Here is a 19,746-nt window from a genome sequence, read left to right on the forward strand (position 1 = left end):
ACTCCAGAAAAAAGACACAAAAAAATCCGAAGAAATAAAATCTCTCCGGATTTAAATTATAGTTAATAACTGTCAATCTATTTTAGGACTAGTCATATGATGTCTGTTGTTAAGTTCCCCGTTCTACGGGGAATTTTTATGAAAAGAAATTCCTAGCGATTGAGCCAAAATCCACATCTTTACAAAAAAATTGAAATGAATAAAAAATTAGGAGGAATTCTTTTGTATGTTGGTATAGTTTTGCTGTCAATTTTCATTGTCATCAGACGATTAACTTTGCCGCAAGATGCAAATATCAACAAAACTTGGAACTACATCATCCTAGCCTTTTTCATCTTGTTTACTTATATCAACCTTAGAAAATTGATCCAACTGATTAAAAATTACAAAAAATGAAACTTTCCGATTTGTTGGATTCCTTTCAAGATGAATTGAAATCTTTGTATACGTCCGAAGAAATTGACTATATCTTTTTTTGGTTGGCTGAAAAAATTTTGGATACGCCGGAATACAAATTAAAATTGGCGCTCTATGAAGATTGGGGGAAAGTAGATGAATACAAATTGGATTTTGATTTAAAATTAGGCGAATTAAAAGCTCATCGACCGATTCAATATGTTATTGGTGAGACAGAATTCTATGGATTGAAGTTTTTTGTGAATGAAAATGTATTGATTCCTCGACCTGAAACGGAAGAATTAATCGAATGGATTTTACAAGATCATCCCAATTTTGAAGGAAAAATCTTGGATGTTGGAACGGGATCAGGTTGCATACCTATAACCTTAAAAACGAAACTAACCCAAGCCGAAATTCACGCATTGGATTTTTCAGAAGATGCTTTGAAAATGGCGGAAATCAATGCCGGATATCATCAAACTGACATTCAATTTCATCCAATTGATTTTTTGAATTTCGAAGCGAATTCCTTACCAAAATTTGATCTTATTGTAAGCAATCCACCCTATATTGCAGATTTCGAAAAGAATTCTATGAACGAAACCGTATTAGAATTTGAACCGCATTCTGCCTTGTTTGTTCCCGACCATGATCCTTTGATTTTCTATCGAAAAATTGCCGAATTTGCTCAAACCAATTTGAATACAAATGGCGAAATCTATGTAGAAATCAATCAAGAATTAGGAAGTGAAACCAAAGATTTATTTTCTACTTATTTCCAAAATGTAGTAATCAAAAAAGATATTTCTCAAAACGATCGCATGATCAAATGTTCTAATTTACTATAATGAAAAGCTACTTTTTAAATTTTCTGATTCCAATATTTGTTTTCGTCCAGATTTCATTTGCCCAAAACCAAAATAATTACGAACCCGAACTTCAACATTGCATTTTACTTGATTCGTATTTGATGAACAAAGATGTGACGAATTTGAATTCTATTTTACATCCCAATTTGTCTCTTGGTCATTCCAATGGTTGGATTGAAACAAAAGAATCACTTCTCGAAAACCTTCCAACTTCCAAAATTAAATACCATGCATTTCTATATCATGGAACGCCAGAAGTACATTTTCAAAATGAGGAAATTAAATCCATCAGACGAAATCTAACGGCCAAAGGAAGATTAAACGAAAAGGAATTCGAAGTGGATTTAAAGATTTTGGAAGTTTGGATTTTAGCCAATGAAAATTGGCAATTGTTATCTCGACAAAGCGTTGAAGTTGATTTCGATTCCTAAAAATGCGTACATTTGATGTATGATGAAGTATTTCTTTTGGCTTTTATTGCCGTTTTATTGTATTGCCCAAACCGATTTATCACCAGATCAAGTTCAAAACTATTTGACTGCCAGCACTTGGAATATCTCCTATAATATTTCTCCTGAAGGTGAGCGAATTGAGGAAGAAAGTGCTGAAAAAATCCGTGCTGCTTGGGTGAAATTCAATACAGATGGAACCTACGAAATGCCTGGAAATATGGGAAAGGTTTTAGGAAAATGGACCTATAATCCCGATACAAAAGCGATTCATTTCAACGAAAAAGGAAGTAAATACCGAGCAATTGTAGAAGAAATTAGCGATTTAGGTCTTTTGCTAAATTATGTTGACAATGGCGGATTTAAGATCGGATTGATTCATCATGTACACATCCCAATAGAGAAATCAGAAGAAGAAATAGTGAAAATTTTAACGTCTGGAAAATGGAATGTTGTCATCAAACGATTTGATGGAATGGACGCTCCTACTGCTCCAGAAAATATGGAAGATACGTTTTATCAGTTCAATTCAGACAATACTTATCTATCCTCTGAAGTAATCGGAGAAGAAATCGTTACCAAAGAAGGAACTTGGTTTATAGACAAGGAATTTCAATTGAATCTTGATTCTGACGAAATGCAAATCTATTCGGTTGTTGGAGATAATTCACGTCTGATTTTAACTTCTAACACAGATGGAATTCGAATCATCGATTGTAGAAAATCGAAATCCTAGACTTCCCTTGATTAAATCTTAGTTTCCTTTTCAAAACCATACGAGATTAAAGTATCTTTGCAGGGTTTTTGAAGAAAATTATGATTTCAGTTAACGATATTTCGGTTTTATTTGGTGCTACTACTTTGTTTAGTGGAGTTAGTTTTGTAATCAATGAAAATGACAAAATTGCCTTAATGGGTAAAAATGGAGCTGGTAAATCCACTCTATTGAAAATTGTCGCAGGAATTAACAAACCTTCTACAGGAAATATTTCCGCTCCAAAAGAAGCAGTCATCGCATACTTGCCTCAACATTTGTTAACAGAAGACAATTGTACCGTTCGTGAAGAAGCTTCCAAAGCTTTTCAGGAATACCTTTCCATGAAAAACGAAATCGATGAAATCAATGAACAATTAACCGTTCGTACCGATTACGAAAGCGATGAATACATGAAATTGATTGAACGCGTATCGGAATTGAGCGAGAAATTTTATTCGATTGAAGAAGTCAATTACGATTCTGAAGTGGAAAAAGTCCTGAAAGGAATGGGATTTTCGCAAGAAGATTTGGATCGTCCAACTTCAGAATTTTCAGGTGGATGGCGCATGCGAATTGAATTGGCCAAAATTTTACTTCGAAAACCCGATTTGATTTTGCTGGATGAGCCTACCAACCACTTGGATATTGAATCGATTCAATGGTTGGAAGAATTCTTGAAAAATCAAGCCAAAGCGGTTATGGTGATTTCACACGATAGAGCATTTGTCGATAATATTACCAACCGTACGATTGAAGTAACAATGGGTAGAATCTACGACTACCGAGCGAAATATTCAGACTATTTGGTTTTACGTCAAGAACGTCGTGAACAACAACAAAAACACTACGAAGAACAGCAAAAAATGATTGCTGAAACCAAGGATTTTATTGAACGTTTTAAAGGAACTTATTCCAAAACATTACAAGTTCAATCAAGAGTGAAAATGTTGGAAAAATTAGACATTATCCAAGTAGACGAAATCGACACATCGGCTTTGAAACTTCGCTTCCCTCCCGCTCAACGTACGGGTCAATATCCGGTAACAGTTGAAAATTTAACCAAGTCTTATGGAGAACATTTGGTGTTCAAAGATGCCAATATGGTCATTGAACGTGGTCAAAAAGTGGCATTGGTTGGGAAAAATGGCGAAGGAAAATCGACCATGATCAAAGCGATTATGGGCGAAATTGAATTCGATGGTAAAGTTGAAATTGGTCATAATGCTCAAATCGGATATTTTGCGCAAAATCAAGCATCTTTGTTGGATGAAGATTTAACCATTTTCGAAACCATTGACCGTATAGCCGAAGGAGACATTAGAACCCAAATCAAAAATATCTTGGGCGCTTTCATGTTCAAAGGAGACGATATCGACAAAAAGGTAAAAGTTTTATCGGGTGGTGAAAAAACGCGTTTGGCGATGATCAAATTATTGCTAGAACCTTACAATGTGTTGATTCTCGATGAGCCTACGAACCACTTGGATATGAAAACCAAAGACATTATCAAGGAAGCCTTAAAGGAATTTGAAGGAACGGTGATTTTGGTTTCTCACGACCGTGATTTCTTGGATGGTTTGGCCGAAAAAGTATTCGAATTTGGCAACAAACGAGTAAAAGAACATTTTGAAGACATCAAAGGATTTTTGGCTACCAAAAAAATGGAAAGCTTGAAAGAGATTGAGAAATAAAATTATTTCGCCTTATCTTTCTCATGAATTTTGAGACAGATCATTTCTTCAATTTCTCCATTTTCGGAAACCTTAACACCCGAAAGTTTTTTACCTAAACCTGCTCCAGTGTCCATATACCAAGCATTGGCTTCGGGATCGTATTCAGGTTCATCAACCACGATATGTCCCAAAAATTGAAGCTTCTGTATGTTTTTTAAAGGTTTTCGATTGAATAAAACTTGAATTTCATCTTGTTCAATTGGATAATTTACATCTTCAGCAATTCCAGCATGAGTAGCATAGACTACGCCATTTTCATAGAAATGCGGTAAATTTTGCATCCAATCCAAGGTATGCAAATAGTTCATGTTGAACATTTCAAATTTTTGTTTGGTCGCCAAATTAATGGAATCCCTATAGTATTCTTCAAACAAATATTCGTTGTTTCCTTTTAAAATAACCGTTTTTTCGGGATGAGATTTTTGCAAATTCAACAAGAATTCCAACACAGCAAAACTATGTTTGCCTTTGTTGACATAATCACCCAATAAAACCAATTTCTCATTCTGCACATCCCAATTCTTCAACATTTCTTGTAGGGTAAAATAACAACCATGAATATCTCCAATGATGAAATGTTTCATATGATAATAGCTTATTTCAAAACTACTTAACAAAAATTAGGCTAAACTTAATTTAAGAATAATTTTAGGTGAAGAAATCTTTATGAATACAAAAAAACAGGCCCAAAAATTGAACCTGTTTCCTTAATTATATTTTTTTTAATGTTTTATCCGAACGCCAATTCCAAATCGATGTACTGCATTACTATTTCACAAACTTCGTTGTTTTCATCATATCCAAAATAAACAGGATAAGTACCATCCCCAAACCCTGTTTGAATCATCGGTAAATCGGCATCTGTATTTGGGATTTTCATGTTGATCCAATCTCCTCCTTCGCGTTGAAATTGAGGATGTTTTTCAAAACTCCTTTTAAATTCGGCTGCAAAAAAATCATCATAAAGATTTTTATCTTCATCATTTTCATAATCCCAACGATTGACGAAATCACAAAATTGATCACGTGTTGCCACGTCCACAATGGTTGCTAATCCTGACTCTACGGTAAATCCGAAATATTCATCTTCGCCCAACTCCGTCAAATCTTCATATCCCAACAAAGCTTCAATGTGTTTTACAGCTTTTTTGTCCGAAAATTTAATTCGCGTAGCAGCATAACGGAAATGATCTTCTTCTACTTCTACGACTACAGTATCTACCGGAAAAACACCTTGTGGAACTTTTGTGAAATAGGGTTCCGATTCAATATCTAAATAGGTTAATGGATCACAAACGATAATTTCACCAGTTGGAAAATTTACGGTTCCCATGTTGATATGATGAAGTGGACGATTGTATAATTCCTTTTCAGAAAAATACTCATTAAAATTGCTATAAGCGTTCAATAAGTTTTCTTTGGATTGGTATAATTCCAGCCATTCGGCACTTGGAAATTGACTCATACTATAATATTTCGTGTAATTATTAATTAAATAGAAGTTCTTATTGACTTCCTTTTTTGTTCTTTCCTTTCTTAGAAGTATACTTGTATTTGTTTTCTAAAATCGGATATTTTTCAAACATTTCGTTCTGCAAAGAAGCGTTCAAGTCAGAAGCTTTTTTGAAGGCATTCAATCCCATTTCCTCCTCACCTAGCAAATAATAACAATTGCTCAACTGATAATACAATTCCGCACGGTTAAAATGTTTCAAACCTCTATACACAGCTTCGATTGCTTTTTGATAATCTCCAATGGTAATCAAGGTTTCAGTCAATCCTAACCAATTGTAAAAATTATTGGGTTCCAATTCAACCAAACGATAATAGTCCAAACTTGACTCTTCAAATCGAACCAATTGAATGTGTAAATAAGCTCGACGCTTCCAATAATCTATATTTAAATTATCTAAATCAATTCCACGATTCAGATAGTACAAAGCTTCATCGTAATTGCCAATGCTTTCATACAAATCAGAAGTTGCTACCCATGTTTGATCTAGTTGCGGATCTTCATGCAAGGATTGATGAAAAGATTTTAAGGCTTTGAAGGGTTTTCCCAATTTCATGTAGCAAGTACCAATCTGCAAATAGGTATACGCAGCAGAATCGTCCAATTCTAAGGTTTCCTCATAGACTTCGATTGCCTTTTCATAATCTTCCAATTTTTCCAAACAAGAAGCTTTTTGGGTATACGCCAAAATACTCTTTGGATTAATCAAAGTGGCATAATCAAAGGCTCTATGCGCTTCTTCGTAATTTTTCATGGACATATATTGCTGTCCCAATTGAGACCAAGCAATTTCCGAATACGGACGAAGCTCAATGTATTTCAGTAAGAATTCAATACATTCATCATTTAGATGTAAATCTTCATAACATTGAACGCAAGAATAAAAAGCAAAATCATCATCTAAATCCAATTCCAAAGCACTTTTGTAATAAAACAATGCCTTGTTGATTTCCTTTAGATTGAGAAATTCATTTCCCATACAATTGTAGATGTATTCCATGTCGTCTCCAAATTCCAAAGCCTTTTCATAAAACTGAATCGCTTTGGTTGGATTTCCTTTTAAGGACCAAAAACGAGCAACACAAATCACATAATCTACATCGTTTTCACCTACATCTTTTAACTCTTGAATTAGCACAGCAGCAGCTTTCAACTTATCCAAAGCCAATAAATACTCAAGCCTTTTGATTTGGATTTCTGTACTTGTTGGGTACATATCACTTGCATAATCAATCGCCTTTTTGGCAAAAGGTAAGTCTCCAACATCTAAATAATACGCAATGATTTCGTAAAATTCCTCCGTATCAAAATAGAAGCTCTGCTTTTCATCGAGCATTTGCTCGAATCGCTCAATCAATTCATTATTTAAAAATCCCTCTTCCACTTTACGAATTTACGCAATTTTAACAACTATAGTGCCAAGTTTAGGTTCAGTTTTACACAACAAATGAACAACCAAGAAAAACAAGATTATTGGGAATTCTTGACCGTCAAAAAAGGAAAATTCCATTACTGAACAAAACCTATTCTTTCACTTAAAATTTCTCTAATATTCAGTAGCCAATCCAGCTGTTCATTTCAATCTTTTTTGACCTTCGCTCCTTTTGTTTCTTGCCAAAAAGATTTCCTTTGCATCCAATTTTTCAGCAAGACAAAAGCAAGCGATTTTCAAAAAAGGATTTCCATTTCCATCTGGGCTAAGGAGTAAATTTCCAATACTTAAAGGTCATTTTGGACATTGATTTTGAATGAAATACCCAATTAATTTAAAAAAACACTAGAAAAAACTCGATCAAACCAGACAAAACAAACAAAATAAAACAATTTGATTATCAATTATTTAACCATTTTATTATGTTATTATTCTAGAATAATGACATTCCTTTCTTACATAAAGAGTGTTGAAGTAAATACTTTTGGCTTCCCAATTATAAATAAGGATATAATGAAAAAATCAATTTTAACTACCACATTATTAATGGCCGTTATTTGTTCGTATTCTCAAGTAGGAATTAACACAGAATCTCCGGCTGCTACATTAGATGTAAAAAAATTAGAAGAGTTCGATAAAACAATTCCAGAAGGAATTATAACACCTATTTTTACCGGAGAAGAATTAACGGAGAAAAACGGTGCCTATACTTCTGCTCAAATGGGTACAATTGTTTATGTTACCGCTCCTTTTGAGGCTTCTGTTCCAGCCAACGACAAAACAGAAGATGTCAAAACTCCAGGTTATTATTTCTTTAATGGAACGAAATGGCAAGCATTTGATCATAATTCTTGGTCAACATCTGGAAATAAAGGAACAGATGCTGCTACTAACTTCATTGGAACCACAGACAACAATGCTTTGGTATTTAAAACCAACAATGTAGAACGTATGACGTTAACCACGAATAATCGATTGGACTTCGCGACATCCAATGTTTTTTTAGGAGGTGCAAATAGCAGTTTTACGGGCTCAAATAACACAGCAGTAGGAAAAAATAGTGCTACTCATATTACCACCGGAATCAATAATACATTAATTGGACATAATGCAGGTGTTGCTATAACAGAAAATTTCAATCAGAAACATTTAAGAAATCAATCCAATAATATTTTAATTGGAGTTAATACCGCTATTCCGGGTGAAGCTGAAGCAACTGGAAATAGTTTGAATATCGGAAATTTCATCATTGGATTGAACCTAAACAATAACACCTATGGTATTTCTGATGTTCCGAAGGGACGAATTGGAATTGGTGTAAAATCCCCACAAGCCACCTTACATATTGGAGGAAATGTAAGAAACGAATTGGATCAAAGCCAAGAATCTCTTATTGTAGGTGGATTAAAAGCACAAGATGGAATTACGGAATTTGTGATGCCCATCGGTGTAAATAGAAATGGAGTAGTCCGACATGCCCCTAGTAATGTGATTTTTTTAACTGGAGCTGCTGGAGCTGTTTATACGAATGATAAATATTTGATTCATGATTCTACATCAAATTATGCCTTAAACATGCCTGATCCTACAACTCATAAAGGAAGAGAAATTTACATCACAATTAGAAATACAGGTACAATTGATTTTACGACCCATTCATTTATGGAAAACGATTTAGCATCACAAACAACTGGAACAGCTCTTTATGTTTCAAATGGAGAAAGATGGATCAAAATTTTCCAGTATTAAAAATATAATCTTAACCCGATCTACCCTTGAACTAATTGATTTATTAACCTATGCGATGAAAATTGCATAGGTTTTTTTTTTATTTCTTTAGCTGTAATTTTTCAATGAATGCTGAAGGAGATAAATTGGTTTCTTTCTTGAATATTTGCGTAAAACGACTATGAGAAGAAAATCCTGCTAATTCTGCTAGATGCGTAATTTTGTATTTCAGAAGTTCTGGTTCATTATACATTCGTTTCGCTATGTATTCAATTCGTATGCGATTGATATAATCAGAATATCCTTCACCTCTATGTTTTTTCAAAACAAAAGATAAATATTTTGTATTGGTATTGAGATGCGCCGCTAAACTCGACAAGGAAAACTGATTGTCTGTAAACGCCTCTCCCTTTTCAAATTCTTCCAGATTATGAAGAATTTCTAACTCTTTTTCTTCAGAAATTCCAATTTCAATACAACCTGTCTTGTCCTTGGTCTTTATTTCCTTTTCAACTGGAATGGAAACGAGTGGAATTTCTTTTGAATTTTGAAGCAATTCCAATTTTTCAATTAGTTTATTGAACGCCTTAGATTTTTGCTTCTTGTATCTTTTATACATGAAAAACACCCATAAAGCAAACAGCAAACAGACTATTGAAAAGCCAAGAAGAAAGAAAATGTTTTGGTTTTTCTTTTCAACTAACGCTTTTTTCTCTTCTTCGCTACTGAACTTTTCAAATTTAATTACTTGTTCAATGGCTTTTTTCGTACTATCACTAACTTGTTCACTTAATTCCAATAATTCCCTATTTAGGGTATTTTCCTTATTTAAATCACCAATACCACGTAAATAATCCGTTTGAATTTTTTTCAAAGTGACCGCATAACCACTCAAGTCATGTTTATCAATCAAATTTTCACTTATTTCTAAATGACTAGAGGCTTTTTCAAATTCTTTTTTAAGATTAAATATATGCGCTAAATTAAGATTCCCAACAACCTGATAAACAACACTATTATTGTATTTTTCCTTATTGAATTTCAATAATTCTCTAAAATATTTCTCTGCCTCATCATACTTTTTTTGGTCATGATAATAGCTACCCAAATTATTCAATACACGCATTTTAATCGAACCTGAAAAATCATGTTGTCGGAACAATTTATGCGCGTCCAATAAGAATTTTTCATACAATTCATGATTCTCTTTATTAATTGAAGCTAAATCAAGAAAATTATCTGCTTTGACACTATAATAAAAGTCATTTTGCTCTAAACTTTCTACTTCTTTGGAAATTTGATGAATGATTTCTTTTCTTTTTTCTTCCAATTGAAACTTTCGATACGCATCTTTCAAATGAAACATGGCCATTATTTTTTCTTCATGCAAACCTGACTTAGCGGCAAGATCATGAGCTTCTTGAATTACTTCAATGGCTTTGGCTTCTTGTGTGGTATGGATGTAGGCAGTTGCTAAAATAAGATCTGCGTATACTACATCTCGATTATTTTTGGCAGCGGATTTAAGAGAATCAGCATATACAACCATTTCCTGTGCAGATCGAGATGGATCTTGCAGAATTTGGGAATAGATTTTTTTGTAATCTGATTCGGAATTTTCCTCTTGAGAAAACACCTGAATTGTTCCCATAAAAAGAACTATCAAGCAGATTTTTAAGCAGTAATAATAGTTTGATTCCAATGAATTTTATTCTAAAAGTTAGGTGAACGAACTCATCATCATTGATAGTTCGTTGATTTTAAAACTTTTAGGCGTTGTTAGGTTAGAGAGAGAGTTGAATTTTAAAGGTTAACTTAAGCTTTTCAATTCCTCAATAAATCGATCGGCCAAAGCGTCGGCTTGATCTTGCGTTGGCGCTTCTGTATATATTCGGATGATAGGTTCCGTATTGGATTTACGCAAATGAACCCATTGCGTAGGAAAGTCAATTTTCACACCATCAACGGTAGAAATTTCTTCTGATTGATATTTTTCTTCGACTTTCTTCAAAATCGCATCAACATCGATTCCAGCTTGTAAATCAATTTTCTTTTTCCCCATGAAATAAGGCGGATAAGATGCACGCAATTCACTTAGTTTCATATCCTTTTCAGCCAAATAACTTAAAAACAAAGCAATCCCCACCAAGGAATCACGACCATAATGCAATTCTGGATAGATGATTCCACCGTTCCCTTCTCCTCCGATTTTTGCACCTATTTCCTTCATCCTCTCCACGACATTTACTTCACCAACTGCAGAAGCAGCATAAGTTTGACCATGTTTTTGCGCTATATCTCGTAAAGCACGAGAAGACGATAAATTGGAAACGGTAGGTGAGGCCGTTTTTCCTAAAACATAATCAGCGACGGCAACCAAGGTATATTCTTCCCCAAACATTTCACCATCTTCCGAAATCAAAGCCAAACGGTCTACGTCTGGATCAACCACAATCCCCAAATCAGCAGATTCTTCCACTACTTTTTGCGAAATATCAGTCAAATGTTCTTTCAAAGGTTCTGGATTATGCGGGAAATGTCCATTGGGTTCGCAGTACATTTTCACATAATCTACACCCAATTTGTCCAACAATGGCGGAATAGCAATTCCTCCAGTAGAATTCACAGCATCAATGACAACTTTGAATTTTTTCGCAGCAATAGCCTCAGCATTTACCAAAGGCAATGCTAAAATTTGGTCAATATGCAATTCTATGGCTTTATCGAAATTTTCGTAAGTACCTAAATCATCTACATCGGCAAATTCAAAGGCATCTTTTTCAGCAATCTCCAAAATTCGTTCACCATCTTTACCAGAAACAAATTCGCCTTTTGCATTCAATAATTTAAGTGCATTCCACTGTTTTGGATTATGACTTGCGGTTAAAATAATTCCACCGTCAGCTTTAAAATACGGAACCATAACCTCAACAGTAGGTGTCGTTGAAAGACCTAAATCAATGACGTCAATGCCTAAACCTTGTAAGGTAGAACTCACCAAATCTGAAATCATTTTCCCAGAAATCCTTGCATCTCTTCCAATCACAACTTTGCAATTGGATTTTCCTAAATTTTCTTTTAACCAAGTTCCATAGGCAGCAGAAAATTTCACAGCATCGATTGGAGTTAAATTCTCATTAATAACTCCTCCAATGGTTCCACGAATTCCCGAAATTGATTTGATAAGTGCCATAAATACGTTTTTTCTTAGAACAAAAGTAAAAGAATTTAGGAAATGAGAGCGGATATTATTTCTTTTAAAAATTGGGTAAATACTGATAAAAATCAGTAACTTTGATATAAATCAAAATCTTTAAAATTTATGGAAACAATGTCTGCACTAATTTTCGGAGGATTATTAAACTGGATTTCATGGGCCATTTTCGGTATCATAGCTGGCGCTTTAGCGAAATGGATTATGCCTGGAAAAGATCCGGGAGGTTTCTTCGTCACCATGTTAATCGGAATTGGGGGAGCAATTTTAGGTGGATGGTTAAGTAGTTTAATTTTTGACTACAATCCTTCTGCTGACAATTGGTCATTTACAGGCTTTATCTCTGCAATAGTCGGAGCTTTGGTCATTCTATTTATTTGGAAAAAAGTTGCGGGTTCTGCTTCTTAAAAACTCTATTGAAATAAATAAAAAAGCCAATCGAAAGATTGGCTTATCTTTTATCGTTATGTTTTCTTTTTACATATGAATAGCTCTTTTACCCGTTGCATCCAAAGCAGCTTCTTTGATTGCTTCCGCAAACGTTGGATGGGCATGGCTCATTCTAGAGATATCTTCAGCAGAAGCTCTATATTCCAATGCTACAACAGCCTCAGCAATTAAGTCTGCTGCACGAGCACCGATCATATGGATTCCTAAAACTTCATCAGTTGTTTCATCTGCTAAAATCTTTACGAATCCATCTAAATCCATACTAGCTCTTGCTCTACCCAAAGCTCTGAATGGGAAACTTCCCACTTTGTATTTTACACCAGCTTCTTTTAATTGTTCTTCTGTTTTACCAACTCCTGCAACTTCAGGCCAAGTATACACAACACCTGGAATCAAATCATAATTGATATGTGGTTTTTGTCCGACCAATTGTTCCGCAACCAAAACCCCTTCTTCTTCCGCTTTATGCGCCAACATAGCGCCCGCAACAACGTCACCAATTGCATAAATATTGGCAACATTGGTTTGAAGATGTCCATTGGTTTTGATTCTTCCTCTTTCGTCCGTTTCAACTCCAACATTTTCCAAACCAAGTGACCCCGTATAAGGACTTCTACCAACAGAAACCAAAACATAATCTCCATCAAAAGTCAAAGAATCTCCATTTTTACCTTCTGCTTTAACCGTTACGGAATCACCATTATTGGTAACTTCTGTTACTTTGGTAGAAGTATGGAATTTCATTCCTTGCTTTTTCAAAACTTTCAACAATTCTTTTGACAAAGCACCATCCATTCCTGGGATGATTCGATCCATGAATTCTACTACGGTAACTTCCGAACCTAAACGCAAATAAACAGAACCCAATTCCAATCCAATTACTCCACCTCCAATTACAACCAAATGTTTTGGAACTTCTGAAAGCTCTAAGGCTTCAGTAGAAGTAATGATACGTTTTTGATCGGTTTTTGCAAATGGCAATTCTGTAGAAGAAGAACCTGTTGCAATGATGGTATTTTTGGTTTCGATTTCTTCGTTAGAACCGTCATTTTTGGCAATTGAAATATGAGTTGCATCTTTAAAAGAACCAACTCCATAGTATACATCAATTTTGTTTTTGCTCATTAAGAACTCAATTCCTTTGACAGTTTGATCAATCACTTCACGTTTACGTTGAATCATTTGACCAAAATTAACTTTTGGTTTTTCGATATCAATTCCATGAGTAGCGAAATTATGTACCGCATTGTGGTAGTGTTCAGAAGAGTCCAACAAAGCTTTAGAAGGTATACATCCTACATTTAAACAAGTTCCTCCTAAACTGTTTTTCTCAATAATGGCTGTTTTTAACCCCAATTGAGCACAACGAATTGCAGCAACATATCCTCCAGGACCTGAGCCGATTACGGTAACATCGTATTGATTCATAATGAAATGTTTATATATTTTGATTGAAGCTGTAAAATTAATGATTAAATCTGAGTTAATTCAAGTACAAATCCAAAATATTCAAATACTAAAGCAACCTTTTGTACGTTTATACATCATAGAAGTAAAAATCCTCAAAAATGAAAAAATATTATAAATCTTTGAACTTAATTATTGCCGTAGTTTTTTCTGGAACTTTAGCGGTTTCTTGTTTGGATACGGATGATCAACCCAATCAAAATCAAAATCCAAGAGGAAGTGTTGCTTTTGCAAATTTCTCTCCCGGAACCTCTAATTTAAAATTTCATTCAGGTGGTGAACCCATTTTTAACAATTCTGTAAACTATGGACAATACTATAATACCTTATGGAATGGAGAAGTTGGAATCAGACAAATCACGGTAAACTCAGGGTCAACTCCTTTAGACACCTTAAACTTAACTATTGGTATGGACCGATTTTATTCGGTTTTCGCTGTGAACACTCCCAATCAAACAGAATTGGTTTCCTTTGAAGAAAACTTTATTGTTCCAGGATCTGGAAAAGCGGCGATTCATTTTTACCAACTTTCATCAGATGCTCCTAATTTAAAAGTTGCGATTGCAGGAGAAACCGCAAATTTAGGAACCTATTTATTTAAGCAATCTTCCAATTACATGGAAGTCAATGAAGTATTAAACAAACGCATGTTTTTAATTGATAATTCAACCAGTGATACTTTGCTTTCCAAATTTGTCACATTTAACAATGGAAAAGTATATTCGGTTGTAGCAAAAGGTTTAGTCAATACCAATGATAATACCCAAAAATTGGATATTCAAATCATTCCATATAATTTATAAACTTGTATTTACAAAAGAAAATCCCTGCAAGTCTGACTTGCAAGGATTTTTTTTTATTGAATCAGATTAGATTTAGTATTGAACATAGTCAACATCCATCTCATCTGCTGCTTTTTTATAATAACCTGAATCCAATTTCTCGCGAATGGAATCAAAAGCGTTTAATGTAAACTCAATATCTTCATCGGTATGCGCCGCTGTAGGGATAATTCTGAAGATGATGGTTCCTTTTGGAATAACCGGATAAACCACAACTGAAACAAACACACCATGATTCTCACGTAAATCTTTGGCCATGATCGTCGCCTCAATTGGACTTCCTTGTAGGATAATTGGTGTTACAGGCGTATTGGTTAATCCTAAATTGAAGTTTCTCGCGCGTAAACCTGCTTGAATTTTCGTTACATTTTCCCATAATTTATCTTTCAATTCGGGTTTTGTACGCAATAATTCTAAACGCTTCAATCCACCAATTGTCATAGGCATACACAAAGATTTTGCAAAGATTTGTGAACGCAAATTGTATTGTAAGTAACGAATTACCTCTTTATCACCAGCGAAAAATCCACCAAAACCTGCCATCGATTTTGCGAAAGTTGAGAAATACACATCGATTTGATCTTGACAACCTTGCTCCTCACCTGCTCCAGCACCAGTTTTACCCAAAGTTCCGAAACCGTGCGCATCGTCAACCAACAAACGGAAATTGAATTCTGATTTCAAATCACAGATTTCTTTCAATTTCCCTTGTTCTGCCATCATACCAAATACACCTTCGGTAATCACCAAGATTCCACCTCCCGTTTGTTCGGTAATTTTGGTTGCTCTCGCTAAATTTTTACGCAAACTATCGATATCGTTATGTAAATAGGTAAATCTTTTTCCGAAATGCAAACGAACTCCGTCTACAATACAAGCATGACATTCTTGGTCATATACAATGACGTCATTTTTGGAAACCAAGGCATCAATCGCAGACACCATACCTGGATATCCGAAATTTAACAAATAAGCTGATTCTTTGCCAACAAATTCCGCCAATTCACTCTCCAATTGTTGGTGATACTTGGTTTGACCTGTCATAGCACGAGCTCCCATTGGAGCAGCCATACCATATTTCGCTGCAGCATCTGCATCTGCTTTTCTTACTTCTGGGTGATTGGCTAAACCTAAATAGTTATTCAAACTCCAAACGACAACATCTTTTCCTTTGAATTTCATTCTAGGTCCCATTTCTCCTTCTAATTCAGGAAAAATAAAATATCCTTCGCCATAATCTGCGAATTGACCAAGAGGTCCAGGGTTCTTTTTAATTCTTTCAAAAATATCCATTAGATCAGTATTTTGCTTAATTTATGAAATGTAAAATGCTCCACAGAAATGGGAGCATTTTTTATTATCTGGTTATAATATTTGATTATTTAACATATTGAATCGTTGCATTGGATTCCAATCCATTTAGACGACTATTGGTAAATCCTTGTTCAGCCATCCATTCATCACTAAATACTTTGGTGATATAACGAGATCCATGATCAGGGAAAACAATCACAACACAATCATTTTCGGTAAATTGATCGGCCAATTGACGATAGGCTTGAACAGCAGCACCACTTGTGTAGCCACCCATAATTCCTTCTTTCAAAGCAATTTCTCTTGTTCTATACGCACTTTCTTCGTCAGTTACTTTGACAAATTGATCTATCAAACTAAAATCTGTAGCTTCAGGCACCAAATTTTTCCCCAATCCTTCAATGCGATATGGGTAAATCTCATCTTTGTCAACTTCGCCTGTTTCATGGTATTTTTTCAAAATTGAACCATAGGCATCAACTCCAATGATTTTGATGTTTGGATTTTGTTCTTTTAGAAATTTCGCAGAACCTGAAAGGGTTCCTCCTGTTCCACAACAAGCAATCAAATGCGTAATTTTCCCTTCAGTTTGTTTCCAAATTTCGGGTCCTGTTGTTAAATAATGGGCTTCAAGATTTTTTAGGTTGAAATATTGGTTGATATAGATAGAATTTGGCGTTTCGGCCGCAATTCTTTTCGCTACCTCATAATATGATCTTGGGTCGTCAGCTGGTACGTTGGCAGGACAGATAAAAACTTTAGCACCTAATGCTTTTAAATAAGCGATTTTTTCACCTTTTGTTTTATCAGAAACAGCTAAGATACATTTATACCCTTTCACAATACTTACCATAGCAACGCTGAAACCTGTATTTCCAGAAGTTGTTTCTACGATAGTTGCGCCAGGTTTTAAAATGCCTGTTCTCTCTGCTTCTTCAATGATATGAAGAGCAATTCGGTCTTTGGTTGAGTGTCCCGGGTTGTAACTTTCCAACTTAGCGTAAACCTCACCTGGAATTCCTTGGCCTATTTTGTTTAGTTTAACTAATGGCGAATTGCCAATTAGTTCTAAAACGTTTTGATAAGTTCCAGTCATTACATTTAGTTCTTTACTTACAATCGGCAAATTTAAGAATTTTTTATAAACTAACTATTTTTCGATTGTCTATTATCAACAGTTTTCGAACACCAATATCATTCCAAAGTTGAATAAAGGATTGAAACCCATTCATTTTACAACCTTTCAAATAAAGATGTTAAAATATTTTTGTCACTTTCTGTTAAGACCTTCTTTCTTCGTTCCATCATTTTTTCTGCTGCTTCAAAAGCCTTCTCTATTTCAAATATAACGGAATTTTTTCCACCACCCCAACTAAATGAAGGAATATATTTTGGTGGAAAACCCGAATCGAACACATTGGATGCCACACCAATAACAGTCCCCGTGTTGAATTGCGTATTGATAGCGGATTTCGAAAAATCTCCCATAAACATCCCGCAGAATTGCAATTTCGTATCGATATAGGATTCTGTTGGATAATGATAGATGCTGATATTGGAATAATTATTCTTTAAATTGGAAATATTGGTATCTGCGCCCAAATTACACCATTCACCAATCACCGAATTCCCCAAAAATCCATCATGGCCTTTGTTGGAATACCCCATTAGAATCGAATTGTTTACTTCTCCTCCTACTTTGCAAAAAGGACCAATGGTTGTTCCGCTATAAATTTTGGATCCCATGTTTAGTTTTGCGCCTTCACACAAGGCTAAACTACCTCGAACCATAGTACCTTCCATAATTTCAGCGTTTTTGCCAATGTAAATAGGTCCTTCCAAAGCATTTAAAAAAGCATATTCCACTACTGCACCTTCTTCAATAAAAATTTTTTCTCCACGAACTCCATTTGTGGAAGAAATAGTCTGAGAAATCCTTCCTTTCGTTAACAATTCAAAATCGTAATGGATAGCATGATCGTTATGAGAAAATAAATCCCAAAGTTGTTCGATTCTGATTAAATCATGAATGATCGTTTTGGTTTGCATGAATTTTTTAGAGACAAAATCTCCATGTGATCCTAAAAAAGCAATCGTTTGATTTTGAAACAACAATGCTTCTCCTTCTTTCAAGTGTTGAATCGATTCAACCAATTCGTCGGAAGGAAAATAAGCAGGATTGATGTATAAATTAATCGGAGCAATTTGAAGTGGAAATTTTTCCGCTAAATACTCTTGTGTGAAATAACAAAAATTCCCTTCCAATAAGTTTTCCCATCTTTCTTTAAACGTTAACATACCCATTCGCAATTCTGCAACGGGCTTTGTTAAGGTTAAGGGTCTTAAATTTCCCCATTCAATTCCATCAAAAAGAATGATATTCATCGTACATCGTTTGCGACAAATTTAAACTTTATTTCAAGAGATGTACCCAATTCCTTATTGAAAACTTACCTTTGTGATATGAAGCAATCACCCATTATTTTTGGAAATATTTACGAGGAATTAAACAAATTCCTTTCTGAAAAGTCCTATGATATAATTTTCTTATTTGTCGATTCCAATACGCATGAACATTGTTTGCCAACTTTGTTGGGCGAAATGGAAACTCAGTCTGCAATGGAAATCATCGAAATTCCACCAGGCGAAGAAAACAAAGATTTGGAAATCGTTGCTCAAATATGGCAATCACTTGCCGAATTAGGCGCAAGTCGAAAAAGTTTGTTCATCAATCTAGGCGGTGGTGTTATTACGGACATGGGCGGTTTTATTGCCTCAACATTTAAGCGAGGAATCGATTTCATCAATATCCCAACTACCCTTTTGTCTATGGTGGATGCATCTGTTGGAGGAAAAACAGGAATTGATTTTGGGGGTTTGAAAAATCAAATTGGAACCTTTTCGATGCCTCAAATGACTTTGATTGAAGCCACATTTCTTGAAACCTTGGAAGAACGGGAATTTCGTTCGGGAATAGCCGAAATGTTGAAACATGGACTCATTTATCAACCTGAACATTGGAATTCTCTCCAAAACATTACTGGCGAAACGATTCAAAATCTTATCGAAGATTCGGTCACAATAAAATCGGAAATCGTTGCCCAAGATCCAAAAGAATCGGGATTGCGTAAAATTTTAAACTTTGGCCATACCATTGGTCATGCTTTCGAAAGTTATTATTTGCAAACCGATAATTCTTTGCTTCATGGCGAAGCAATAGCCATAGGAATGTTGGTAGAATCCATTTTAACCTTTGAAAATGAAATGATTTCTCAAACTGAATTAGACGAAATTTTCGAAGGCATTCTCAAAATATTTCCTTCTCAGCCTATCGATGAAAACATCATTCCTTCTCTTGTGGAATTGATGAAACACGATAAAAAGAATCAAGGTGGAAAAATTAGTTTTAGTTTGTTAAACGGAATTGGAAGCGCGAAATATGATGTTTTATTGAATGAAAATCAGATTTCGGAAGGAATTTTGATATACAATAAGAAACTAAATTCTTATGAATAAATGGTTCATTTTAACGATTTTATGTATTCAATCTTGTACCCAAACAATTCAAAAAGAGAGACC

Annotated in this window: 18 protein-coding genes; 9 read left to right on the forward strand and 9 right to left on the reverse strand. The window is 34.7% G+C overall.

Annotated features, from left to right (window positions below; translation table 11 throughout):
* The first annotated feature begins 195 nt into the window (after positions 1-195).
* The 5 genes from ABID46_RS06445 to ABID46_RS06465 all read left to right on the forward strand — a co-directional run bounded on the left by ABID46_RS06445 (position 196) and on the right by ABID46_RS06465 (position 4,165).
* Positions 196-396, forward strand: coding sequence for a hypothetical protein (locus tag ABID46_RS06445; RefSeq protein WP_354508255.1), 201 nt, complete (start codon positions 196-198; stop codon positions 394-396).
* Positions 393-1,247, forward strand: coding sequence for a peptide chain release factor N(5)-glutamine methyltransferase (prmC, locus tag ABID46_RS06450; RefSeq protein ID WP_354508257.1), 855 nt, complete (start codon positions 393-395; stop codon positions 1,245-1,247). Before ABID46_RS06445 ends, prmC begins: the two co-directional genes overlap by 4 nt.
* Entirely contained in the window at positions 1,247-1,699 is a 453-nt protein-coding gene (locus ABID46_RS06455; protein ID WP_354508259.1) for a nuclear transport factor 2 family protein, read from the forward strand. The genes prmC and ABID46_RS06455 overlap by 1 nt, the downstream gene beginning before the upstream one ends.
* 19 nt (positions 1,700-1,718) lie before the next feature.
* Positions 1,719-2,453, forward strand: coding sequence for a hypothetical protein (locus tag ABID46_RS06460; RefSeq protein ID WP_354508261.1), 735 nt, complete (start codon positions 1,719-1,721; stop codon positions 2,451-2,453).
* An 80-nt stretch (positions 2,454-2,533) separates the two neighbouring features.
* Positions 2,534-4,165, forward strand: coding sequence for an ABC-F family ATP-binding cassette domain-containing protein (locus tag ABID46_RS06465; RefSeq protein ID WP_354508263.1), 1,632 nt, complete (start codon positions 2,534-2,536; stop codon positions 4,163-4,165).
* 2 nt (positions 4,166-4,167) lie between these two features.
* Here the strand turns inward: ABID46_RS06465 and ABID46_RS06470 are convergent, their stop codons facing one another.
* The 3 genes from ABID46_RS06470 to ABID46_RS06480 form a co-directional block, all read right to left on the reverse strand.
* A complete protein-coding gene (locus ABID46_RS06470; RefSeq protein WP_354508265.1) occupies positions 4,168-4,791 on the reverse strand; it encodes a metallophosphoesterase in 624 nt (207 codons plus the stop codon).
* A gap of 146 nt (positions 4,792-4,937) precedes the next feature.
* Entirely contained in the window at positions 4,938-5,672 is a 735-nt protein-coding gene (locus ABID46_RS06475; protein WP_354508267.1) for a DUF4241 domain-containing protein, read from the reverse strand.
* A 40-nt stretch (positions 5,673-5,712) separates the two neighbouring features.
* Positions 5,713-7,104 (reverse strand): tetratricopeptide repeat protein, encoded by a 1,392-nt coding sequence (locus tag ABID46_RS06480; RefSeq protein ID WP_354508269.1) that lies wholly within the window; start codon positions 7,102-7,104, stop codon positions 5,713-5,715.
* A gap of 561 nt (positions 7,105-7,665) precedes the next feature.
* Here ABID46_RS06480 and ABID46_RS06485 point away from each other — a divergent pair.
* Positions 7,666-8,901 (forward strand): phage tail-like protein, encoded by a 1,236-nt coding sequence (locus ABID46_RS06485; protein WP_354508271.1) that lies wholly within the window; start codon positions 7,666-7,668, stop codon positions 8,899-8,901.
* Between the two features lie 79 nt (positions 8,902-8,980).
* On the opposite strand, the gene ABID46_RS06490 is transcribed toward ABID46_RS06485, so the two are convergent.
* Together ABID46_RS06490 and glmM are read right to left on the reverse strand one after the other, a co-directional pair.
* Entirely contained in the window at positions 8,981-10,531 is a 1,551-nt protein-coding gene (locus ABID46_RS06490; protein ID WP_354508273.1) for a helix-turn-helix domain-containing protein, read from the reverse strand.
* A gap of 159 nt (positions 10,532-10,690) precedes the next feature.
* The gene (gene glmM, locus ABID46_RS06495; RefSeq protein ID WP_354508275.1) at positions 10,691-12,073 is read right to left on the reverse strand and encodes a phosphoglucosamine mutase; all 1,383 of its coding nucleotides are present in this window, start codon (positions 12,071-12,073) and stop codon (positions 10,691-10,693) included.
* A 138-nt stretch (positions 12,074-12,211) separates the two neighbouring features.
* Between glmM and ABID46_RS06500 the strand changes: the two genes are divergently transcribed.
* Positions 12,212-12,502 (forward strand): GlsB/YeaQ/YmgE family stress response membrane protein, encoded by a 291-nt coding sequence (locus tag ABID46_RS06500; RefSeq protein ID WP_354508277.1) that lies wholly within the window; start codon positions 12,212-12,214, stop codon positions 12,500-12,502.
* A 69-nt stretch (positions 12,503-12,571) separates the two neighbouring features.
* On the opposite strand, the gene lpdA is transcribed toward ABID46_RS06500, so the two are convergent.
* The gene (lpdA, locus tag ABID46_RS06505) at positions 12,572-13,972 is read right to left on the reverse strand and encodes a dihydrolipoyl dehydrogenase (RefSeq protein ID WP_354508279.1); all 1,401 of its coding nucleotides are present in this window, start codon (positions 13,970-13,972) and stop codon (positions 12,572-12,574) included.
* A 140-nt stretch (positions 13,973-14,112) separates the two neighbouring features.
* Between lpdA and ABID46_RS06510 the strand changes: the two genes are divergently transcribed.
* Positions 14,113-14,814 carry a DUF4397 domain-containing protein gene (locus ABID46_RS06510; RefSeq protein ID WP_354508281.1) on the forward strand — a complete coding sequence of 234 codons (702 nt, stop codon included), beginning with the start codon at positions 14,113-14,115 and terminating at the stop codon, positions 14,812-14,814.
* Between the two features lie 72 nt (positions 14,815-14,886).
* Here ABID46_RS06510 and ABID46_RS06515 read toward each other — a convergent pair whose 3' ends face one another.
* From ABID46_RS06515 to ABID46_RS06525, 3 genes are all read right to left on the reverse strand, one after another.
* On the reverse strand, positions 14,887-16,146 hold the full coding sequence (locus ABID46_RS06515) for an aminotransferase class I/II-fold pyridoxal phosphate-dependent enzyme (protein WP_354508283.1): 1,260 nt from the start codon (positions 16,144-16,146) through the stop codon (positions 14,887-14,889).
* An 85-nt stretch (positions 16,147-16,231) separates the two neighbouring features.
* Positions 16,232-17,263 carry a PLP-dependent cysteine synthase family protein gene (locus ABID46_RS06520; RefSeq protein WP_354508518.1) on the reverse strand — a complete coding sequence of 344 codons (1,032 nt, stop codon included), beginning with the start codon at positions 17,261-17,263 and terminating at the stop codon, positions 16,232-16,234.
* 137 nt (positions 17,264-17,400) lie between these two features.
* Complete coding sequence (locus tag ABID46_RS06525) at positions 17,401-18,552, reverse strand: GlmU family protein (RefSeq protein ID WP_354508285.1); 1,152 nt, start codon at positions 18,550-18,552, stop codon at positions 17,401-17,403.
* A 78-nt stretch (positions 18,553-18,630) separates the two neighbouring features.
* On the opposite strand from ABID46_RS06525, the gene aroB reads away from it, so the two are divergent.
* Complete coding sequence (aroB, locus tag ABID46_RS06530; protein WP_354508287.1) at positions 18,631-19,683, forward strand: 3-dehydroquinate synthase; 1,053 nt, start codon at positions 18,631-18,633, stop codon at positions 19,681-19,683.
* Positions 19,684-19,746 lie beyond the last annotated feature (63 nt).

This window comes from Moheibacter stercoris, from assembly GCF_040545805.1.
Taxonomy (GTDB): Bacteria; Bacteroidota; Bacteroidia; order Flavobacteriales; family Weeksellaceae; genus Moheibacter; species Moheibacter stercoris.